Below are 7,851 nucleotides of genomic sequence, written 5' to 3'. Positions count from 1 at the left end.
TGTGACTAGCGTGGTGGCGCCGGTTGGCCTGGCCGGGCCGTCTCAGCCCGCCGGCGCTCCCGCTGTGGTTGCACCGATCGCCCCTGCTGCACCGGTGGCTGTGCCCGCACCGGCGATAGCGAATACTCCCTTGTTGAGCACGATCCCGGCCACGGCTACGACATCAGTTCCGGCCTTGACGCCGTCCCCGGCGGCAATGCCCCCTGCGCCCCCAGCCCCCGGCGTCCCGCCGCCGCCTCTCGCGGACGGGCAGGGTTTCGGTTACCTGGTGGGCACTGGCTACATCGAGTTGCCTCTGCAGGCTCGAACCAAGTCCGCGGCCAACGTGCCGATCGCCGAGATCGCCGCGCCCGCCCCGGTGACGTTGTCGACGCCGCCCGAAAGCCGGGCCCGGCGGCGCCTGCGGTCGGTTATCGACCGCGGTTATCGCTACGATTTTCTGGACGCTCGCGACGAACCTGATGCTGACACCGTCGGCCCCGTTCCTCAGCGCTACGCAGCGTCGGATCGGGGTTCGGGACCGTTGGGGTTTGCCGGCACCGAGCCGAAAGGTATTGGCCAAGCATCGGGTTTGAGCACGGTGGCCGGTGATGAGTTTGGTGGGGGTCCGCGGATGCCGATGCTGCCGGGCAGCTGGAACCCGGAGACATCGGAGGAGGACGATCCCAGCTGAGTGTGCTTGTGCACCAACGAAATCGACGCGACTCGACCACCAGCTGATCCTGCGCACACCGCAGAAGCGCACTGGTGTTTTGCGGCCGATCGGCTCAGCACATCAAGGGCTGACCTCATCAAATTATTTGTCAGGAAAATTATTTTCCATTTCACGGCTGCCTTAAAAGAACCTGAGATATTCTGCCTGTGTGTTATAGGCGTCATCGACATGTGATCGTGAGAAAAGGGGGGTCGATGAAGAAAATGATTCTCGGCGCGGCGCTGTGCAGCGCCGCGGTGGCATTGGCCGGTTCAGCCAACGCCGACAACAGCGACTTTCTGTCCGGCTCAACCAACGCCCTGATCCTGGGCTCCACCGGCATGCCGACACCAGACGCTTCCTACATCAGCGGCGCGGAGAGCCTGTACCTGGAGCCGAGCGGGTACGACGGGACCGTCGCGACGACGCTGGCGCTGACCACGCCGGAAAACTGGGACTTTGGCTCGAGCGTGACGCAGGGCGAGAACATCCTCGCCACCGCGGTCATCGCCGAGTACGCGGTCGGTGGCATGCACTGTGACTTCGCCGGCGTGTGCAGCGACCCGCTGACCATTTTCACCTACTCACAAAGCAGCGCGATCGCCGCGCTCGCCGAACAGGAACTCGCCGCCGACAGAATCCCCACCGACGCTTTACGTTTCGTGATGCTGGGCGCCAACCCCACCGGGGTTCCCGACGACCTGTACCCGACCGAGGTGTACAACATCGACGGCGACGTCTGGGCGAACCCCAGCTCCTTGGGCACAACTTGGCAGGAAATCCTGTTCGGGTTGGGACTCCATTTCGCCTACCTCGGGATGACGCCAGCCGAAATAGACTCGGCCACACCGGTAGTCGACGGAATGACAACCGTCTTCGACATCCCAACACTCACCACCAGCGAGCTGTGGGACACGCTGCTCAGTGTGTTCGGCCTATTGTGATACCCGCTTAATTAGGCGGGCGTCCGGTCTGGCCGCGCATTCGTCCGGCCAGCCGCGGCGCATTTTCGGGAACACCGACGTGTCGACTGCTTGAGTGCCCTCGGTGAGATTCGAACTCACACTGTACGGGTTTTGAATCCGTTTCCTCTGCCAGTTGGGATACGAGGGCCTGCTGGCTACGGCCTCCCACCATAGAGGATGGCCGTGAGGAGTCGAGCGTCACCAACCCCGCGGTCGATGATCGTCGCGGGCCACGACACAATGTCGTCATGACTGGCTCCCCGAACGACGTCGATACCCAAGCCTCCCACCGGGTGCTGATCGCCGAGGATGAGGCGCTCATCCGGCTCGACTTGGCCGAGATGCTCCGCGAAGAGGGCTACGAAATCGTCGGCGAGGCCGGCGACGGGCAGGAAGCCGTCGAGCTAGCCGAGCGGCTCAAACCGGACCTGGTGATCATGGACGTAAAGATGCCGCGCCGTGACGGCATCGACGCCGCGTCGGAGATCGCCCGCAAACGCATCGCACCGATTGTGGTGCTGACCGCTTTCAGCCAGCGTGACCTCGTCGAACGGGCACGCGACGCCGGGGCGATGGCCTACTTGGTCAAACCGTTTACCATCTCCGACCTGATCCCGTCGATTGAATTGGCGCTGAGCCGCTTCAGCGAGATCAGAGCACTTGAACGCGAAGTCGAAACGCTGTCTGACCGGCTGGAAACCCGCAAGCTCGTGGAACGAGCGAAGGGCCTGCTGCAAGCCAACCAGGGCATGACCGAGCCTGAAGCGTTCAAGTGGATCCAGCGCGCCGCGATGGACCGGCGGACCACGATGAAGCACGTCGCCGAAGTCGTGCTGGAAACTCTCGACACGGCCAAAGACGCGGAACCGTCGGGCTAGCGGGCTACGACCACCGACGATCCGTGGCCGAAAAGGCCCTGATTCGCGGTGATTCCGGCCTTGGCGCCCTCGACCTGGCGGCCTGTGGCCTGACCGCGCAGCTGCCAGCTGAGCTCGCAGACCTGTGCGATCGCTTGCGCGGGAATCGCCTCGCCGAAGCAGGCCAGCCCACCCGAGGGGTTGACCGGTATCTTCCCGCCGATCGTTGTGGCGCCGCTGCGCAGTAGCGACTCGGCGTCACCCTTGGCGCACAACCCGAGGTGTTCATACCAGTCCAGCTCGAGCGCGGTGGACAGGTCATAAACCTCGGCCAGGCTGAGGTCTTCCGGCCCCATGCCGGCCTCGGCATAGGCGGCGTCGATGATCTGGTCCTTGAACACCCGATCCGGCGCGGCCACTACTGCAGTGGAATCCGTTGCAATATCCGGTAATTCGGGAAGGTGCTGCGGGTAGCGGGGAGTGACGGTGCTGACCGCGCGCACCGAAGGCACACCTGCTACTGAGCCAAGGTGCTTCTCGGCGAAGGACTTGCTCGCCACGATCAGCGCCGCGGCGCCGTCCGAGGTCGCGCAGATGTCCAGCAGCCGCAGCGGGTCCGAGACCACCGGGCTGGCAAGCACGTCTTCGATCGAGTTCTCCTTGCGGTAGCGCGCGTTCGGGTTGTTGAGCCCATGCTTGGAGTTCTTGACCTTCACCTGGGCGAAGTCTTCGAGCGTTGCGCCGTACAGGTCCATCCGGCGTCGCGCCAGCAGGGCAAAATACACCGTGTTGGTAGCGCCGATCAGATGGAACCGCTGCCAGTCGGGGTCGTTCTTCCGCTCGCCGCCGACCGGAGCGAAGAAGCCTTTCGGCGTGGTGTCGGCGCCGATCACCAGCGCCACGTCGCAGAACCCGGCAAGGATCTGTGCGCGGGCGCTTTGCAGGGCTTGCGATCCGCTGGCGCACGCCGCATAGCTCGAACTGACCGGCACACCGTTCCAGCCCAGCTTCTGCGCGAACGTCGCACCGGCGACGAAACCCGGATAGCCGTTGCGAATGGTGTCCGCGCCGGCCACCAGCTGAATCTGCCGCCAGTCCAGGCCGGCCTCGCCCAGTGCGGCACGCGCTGCGGCCACACCGTATTCGGTGAAGTCGTTACCCCATTTGCCCCAGGGATGCATCCCGGCGCCGAGGATGTAGACCGGCTCGCTGCTGCTCATGAGCGCCGCTCCTCCCCATCGCTTCGCTCTGCATCGTCGCCGGTGGGAGCGATCCTCCAGGCGTAAACGATGCGCTCGACGCCGTCGTCGTCAACGAACAGCGGCATGGTAGTCAGTTCCATCTCGATCCCGACCTTCAGATCGTCCGCCAGCGTGCCGTCCACGACCTTGCCCAGCACGATCAGGCCCTCGTCGGCCAACTCCACCGCGGCGACGGCGAACGGCTGGAATGGATCGGGGGATGGGTAAGGCGGCGGCGGTGCATACCGGTTTTCGGTGTAGCTCCACAGCTTTCCGCGCCGCGACAGCGGCACTTGGTCGAGCTGATCACCGTCGCAGGCGGGGTTGGGGCAATTGTTGGCCCGCGGCGGGAAGACGTAGGTGCCGCATTGCGGACATTTTGCGCCGATCAGATAGGGGGCACCGACGTCGCTGGAAGCAGAGTCGGCGAACCAGCCGTCGATTGCCGGTTCTTGACGGGTAGCTGCTGGCATCCGGCCAGCGTACCTACAACGCTCGCAAAACTGAAACGTGTTTCAGTTTGCGGGTACCGCCGATGAGTTCGCGCGGTGTAGCGGGTCATACGTTGAAAGGTCCGATGCAAGCAAAGGAGCATTCAGTGGTGATCGTCGCGGGCTACCTGGTCGTCGAGCCGCAGCAGCGAGACGAGTATCTGTTCGGCTGTGCGGCCGTCGTGCAGCAAGCCCGCCGAACGGCCGGGTGCCTCGACTTCACGATTAGCGCGGACCTGATCGAGCCCAATCGCATCAACATCTTCGAACGCTGGGAGTCGCCGTCCGCCGTCGAAGCGTTCCGCGGCGAGGGAGTCAGTGACGAACAACAAAGCGCGATCATCGACGCGTCGGTTTCCGAGTACGACGTCGGAAGCCAGCGGCTGCTGACCTGACGTCAGACGCAGTGCCTAGAGTTAAGGCCGTGAGCCCAGCGAGGACCGCAAGCAAGAAGACGGAAGCCGCCCAGGCCGCTGACGACAAGCCGACGTTGATGCTGCTGGATGGCAATTCGCTGGCGTTTCGGGCGTTCTACGCGCTGCCCGCCGAGAATTTCAAGACCCAGGGCGGGCTGACTACCAACGCGGTGTACGGGTTCACCGCCATGCTGATCAACCTGTTGCGCGACGAATCACCCACGCACGTGGCCGCCGCCTTCGACGTGTCGCGGCAGACCTTTCGTGCCGAGCGCTACCCGGAGTACAAGGCCAACCGATCGTCCACCCCGGACGAGTTTCACGGCCAGATCGACGTGACCAAGGAAGTCCTTGCGGCGCTGGGTATTACGGTGCTCGCAGAGCCCGGCTTCGAGGCCGACGACCTGATCGCCACATTGGCCACCCAGGCCGAAAAGGAGGGCTACCGGGTGCTGGTGGTCACCGGTGATCGCGATTCCTTGCAGCTGGTCACCGACGACGTGACCGTGCTTTATCCGCGCAAGGGCGTCAGCGAGCTCACCCGCTTTACGCCCCAGGCCGTCGTCGAAAAGTATGGGTTGACTCCCACGCAATACCCCGACTTTGCGGCGCTGCGCGGCGACCCGAGCGACAACTTGCCCGGTATTCCCGGGGTGGGCGAGAAGACGGCGGCGAAATGGGTCATCGAATACGGCTCGCTGCAGGCGTTGGTCGACAATGCCGACTCGGTGCGCGGCAAGGTCGGTGACGCGCTGCGCGAGCATCTGGCCAGCGTGGTGCTCAACCGGGAGCTCACCGACCTGGTCCGTGACGTGCCGCTGGCGCAGACGCCGGACACGCTGCGGGTGCAGCCGTGGGACCGGGACCAGATTCACCAGCTGTTCGACCAGCTGGAATTCCGGGTGCTGCGCGATCGGCTGTTCGAGACGCTGGCGGCCGTCGAACCCGAGGTCGACGAGGGATTCGACGTGCGCGGGGGACTGCTGGAGCCCGGCACGGTCAGGCAGTGGCTGGCCGAGCACCTCGCCGACGGGCGCCGATCGGGGTTGGCCGTGGTCGGCACACATCTGCCCTACGACGGTGACGCGACCGCGCTGGCCATTGCCGCCGGTGACGGCGACGGCGGCTACATCGACACCACGACTTTGACACCGGACGATGACTCCGCGCTGGCGGCGTGGCTCGCCGACCCCGAGAAGCCGAAAGCCTTGCACGAGGCCAAGTTAGCCATCCACGACCTGGCCGGGCGCGGCTGGACAGTGAACGGAGTCAGCTCCGACACCGCGCTGGCCGCCTACCTCGTGCGGCCCGGGCAGCGCAGCTTCACCCTCGACGACCTGTCGCTGCGCTACTTGCGTCGCGAGCTACGAGCGGAAACGTCTGAACAGCAGCAGCTTTCACTGCTCGACGACACCGACGGCGTCGATGACCAAGCCGTGCAGACCGCGGTGCTGCGCGCCCGCGCGGTGGTCGACCTCGCCGATGCGCTGGACACCGAACTGGCCCGTATCGACTCCACTTCGCTCCTGGCTGAGATGGAACTGCCGGTGCAAGGGGTGCTGGCCGGCATGGAGGCCGCGGGTATCGCCGTCGATTTGAACCAATTGACCGAGCTGCAAAGCCAATTCGGCGACCAGATCCGTGATGCCGCCGAGGCGGCATACGCGGTGATCGGAAAGCAGATCAACCTCGGCTCGCCAAAACAGTTGCAGGTAGTGCTGTTTGACGAGCTGGAGATGCCCAAGACCAAGCGGACGAAGACCGGATACACCACCGACGCGGACGCGCTGCAATCGCTGTTCGACAAGACCGGGCATCCGTTCCTGCAGCATCTACTCGCGCACCGCGACGTGACCCGACTGAAGGTGACCGTCGACGGGCTGCTGAATTCGGTGGCGGGCGACGGCCGTATCCACACCACCTTCAACCAGACGATCGCCGCGACCGGCAGGCTTTCCTCCACCGAGCCCAACCTGCAGAACATTCCGATCCGCACCGACGCGGGCCGTCAGATCCGCGACGCGTTGGTCGTCGGAGGCGGCTACGCCGAGCTGATGACGGCCGATTACAGCCAGATTGAGATGCGGATCATGGCACATCTGTCGCAAGATGCCGGCCTTATCGAAGCGTTCAACACCGGCGAGGATCTGCACTCGTTCGTCGCTTCCCGGGCATTCGGGGTGCCGATCGAGGAGGTGACTGGCGAGCTGCGCCGCCGCGTCAAAGCGATGTCTTATGGGCTGGCCTACGGGCTGAGCGCGTACGGCCTGTCGCAGCAGCTGAAAATCTCCACCGAAGAAGCGAAGGACCAGATGGACGCCTACTTCGCCCGGTTCGGCGGAGTGCGGGACTACTTGATGGACGTCGTCGAACACGCTCGCAAGGACGGCTATACCTCCACGGTGCTGGGACGCCGGCGCTACCTGCCCGAACTGGACAGCAGCAACCGCCAGGTGCGCGAGGCCGCGGAGCGGGCGGCGCTCAACGCGCCGATCCAGGGCAGCGCCGCCGACATCATCAAGGTGGCCATGATCGAGGTCGACAAGGCGCTCAAGTCCGCGGGGCTGGCGTCTCGGATGCTGCTGCAGGTCCACGACGAACTGTTGTTCGAAGTCGCCGGCGGTGAGCGGGAGCGGCTAGAGGCGTTGGTACGCGAAAAAATGGGCGGTGCGTACCCGCTTGACGTGCCGCTGGAGGTCTCGGTGGGCTACGGCCGCAGCTGGGATACCGCCGCGCATTAGCGCTCGGCGCGCGTGGGTTGAGTTTGGCCAGCGTGTGCCCAGTCGAGTAGCCTCGACAGGAACCGGCGACGACGCAGAGCGCGTAGCGCGATGAGGAGGAGCCGGGCGATCGACAATGTCTCGCTTTATCCCTACGACCCCAACCTGTCCGGAGCAACCCAACAATATGCCGAGTCCCACCGTCACCTCGCCCCAAGTAGCCGTCAACGACATAGGCTCGAGCGAGGATTTTCTCGCCGCCATCGATAAAACAATCAAGTACTTCAACGATGGCGACATCGTCGAAGGGACAATCGTCAAGGTTGACCGGGACGAGGTGCTGCTCGACATCGGCTACAAAACCGAAGGGGTCATCCCCTCCCGCGAACTGTCCATCAAGCACGACGTCGACCCCAACGAGGTCGTTTCCGTGGGCGATGAGGTCGAAGCCCTGGTCCTCACCAAGG

The 7,851-nt window shown here is 64.5% G+C and carries 7 protein-coding genes, 1 tRNA gene and 1 pseudogene; 6 read left to right on the top strand and 3 right to left on the bottom strand.

Features of this window, described 5'->3' with window-relative positions; translation table 11 throughout:
• Both WBF82_RS17070 and WBF82_RS17065 read left to right on the top strand, forming a co-directional pair.
• Nucleotides 1–673: pseudogene (locus WBF82_RS17070) on the top strand (PPE family protein); the annotation flags it as partial.
• Nucleotides 674–909: 236 nt separating this feature from the next.
• Nucleotides 910–1,638 (top strand): PE-PPE domain-containing protein, encoded by a 729-nt coding sequence (locus tag WBF82_RS17065; protein WP_424384149.1) that lies wholly within the window; start codon nucleotides 910–912, stop codon nucleotides 1,636–1,638.
• 95 nt (nucleotides 1,639–1,733) lie between these two features.
• On the opposite strand, the gene WBF82_RS17060 is transcribed toward WBF82_RS17065, so the two are convergent.
• Nucleotides 1,734–1,807: transfer RNA gene (locus WBF82_RS17060), tRNA-Leu, on the bottom strand.
• Nucleotides 1,808–1,907: 100 nt separating this feature from the next.
• Between WBF82_RS17060 and WBF82_RS17055 the strand changes: the two genes are divergently transcribed.
• Nucleotides 1,908–2,537, top strand: coding sequence for an ANTAR domain-containing response regulator (locus tag WBF82_RS17055; protein WP_424384148.1), 630 nt, complete (start codon nucleotides 1,908–1,910; stop codon nucleotides 2,535–2,537).
• Here the strand turns inward: WBF82_RS17055 and WBF82_RS17050 are convergent.
• Both WBF82_RS17050 and WBF82_RS17045 read right to left on the bottom strand, forming a co-directional pair.
• Entirely contained in the window at nucleotides 2,534–3,736 is a 1,203-nt protein-coding gene (locus WBF82_RS17050) for a lipid-transfer protein (RefSeq protein ID WP_424384147.1), read from the bottom strand. The genes WBF82_RS17055 and WBF82_RS17050 overlap by 4 nt on opposite strands.
• The gene (locus tag WBF82_RS17045; RefSeq protein ID WP_424384146.1) at nucleotides 3,733–4,230 is read right to left on the bottom strand and encodes a Zn-ribbon domain-containing OB-fold protein; all 498 of its coding nucleotides are present in this window, start codon (nucleotides 4,228–4,230) and stop codon (nucleotides 3,733–3,735) included. The genes WBF82_RS17050 and WBF82_RS17045 overlap by 4 nt, the downstream gene beginning before the upstream one ends.
• 125 nt (nucleotides 4,231–4,355) lie before the next feature.
• Here WBF82_RS17045 and WBF82_RS17040 point away from each other — a divergent pair, with 125 nt between their 5' ends.
• From WBF82_RS17040 to WBF82_RS17030, 3 genes are all read left to right on the top strand, one after another.
• Complete coding sequence (locus tag WBF82_RS17040; protein WP_424384145.1) at nucleotides 4,356–4,643, top strand: putative quinol monooxygenase; 288 nt, start codon at nucleotides 4,356–4,358, stop codon at nucleotides 4,641–4,643.
• A gap of 98 nt (nucleotides 4,644–4,741) precedes the next feature.
• A complete protein-coding gene (gene polA / locus WBF82_RS17035) occupies nucleotides 4,742–7,405 on the top strand; it encodes a DNA polymerase I (RefSeq protein WP_424384150.1) in 2,664 nt (887 codons plus the stop codon).
• Between the two features lie 166 nt (nucleotides 7,406–7,571).
• Nucleotides 7,572–7,851: S1 RNA-binding domain-containing protein (locus WBF82_RS17030; protein WP_424384144.1), on the top strand; the 280-nt coding region annotated here is incomplete at its 3' end.

Origin of the sequence: Mycobacterium sp. (genome assembly GCF_049673265.1) — a bacterium.
In the GTDB taxonomy this organism is placed as follows: Bacteria; Actinomycetota; Actinomycetes; order Mycobacteriales; family Mycobacteriaceae; genus Mycobacterium.
This window is presented reverse-complemented; position numbering and strand designations above follow the sequence as displayed.

Bases quoted from the DNA above. Each gene is read 5' to 3' on its own strand.
- WBF82_RS17065 (WP_424384149.1), top strand. From the start codon at position 910: ATGAAGAAAATGATTCTCGGCGCGGCGCTGTGCAGCGCCGCGGTGGCA.
- WBF82_RS17055 (WP_424384148.1), top strand. From the start codon at position 1,908: ATGACTGGCTCCCCGAACGACGTCGATACCCAAGCCTCCCACCGGGTG.
- WBF82_RS17050 (WP_424384147.1), bottom strand. From the start codon at position 3,736: ATGAGCAGCAGCGAGCCGGTCTACATCCTCGGCGCCGGGATGCATCCC.
- WBF82_RS17045 (WP_424384146.1), bottom strand. From the start codon at position 4,230: ATGCCAGCAGCTACCCGTCAAGAACCGGCAATCGACGGCTGGTTCGCC.
- polA (WP_424384150.1), top strand. From the start codon at position 4,742: ATGCTGCTGGATGGCAATTCGCTGGCGTTTCGGGCGTTCTACGCGCTG.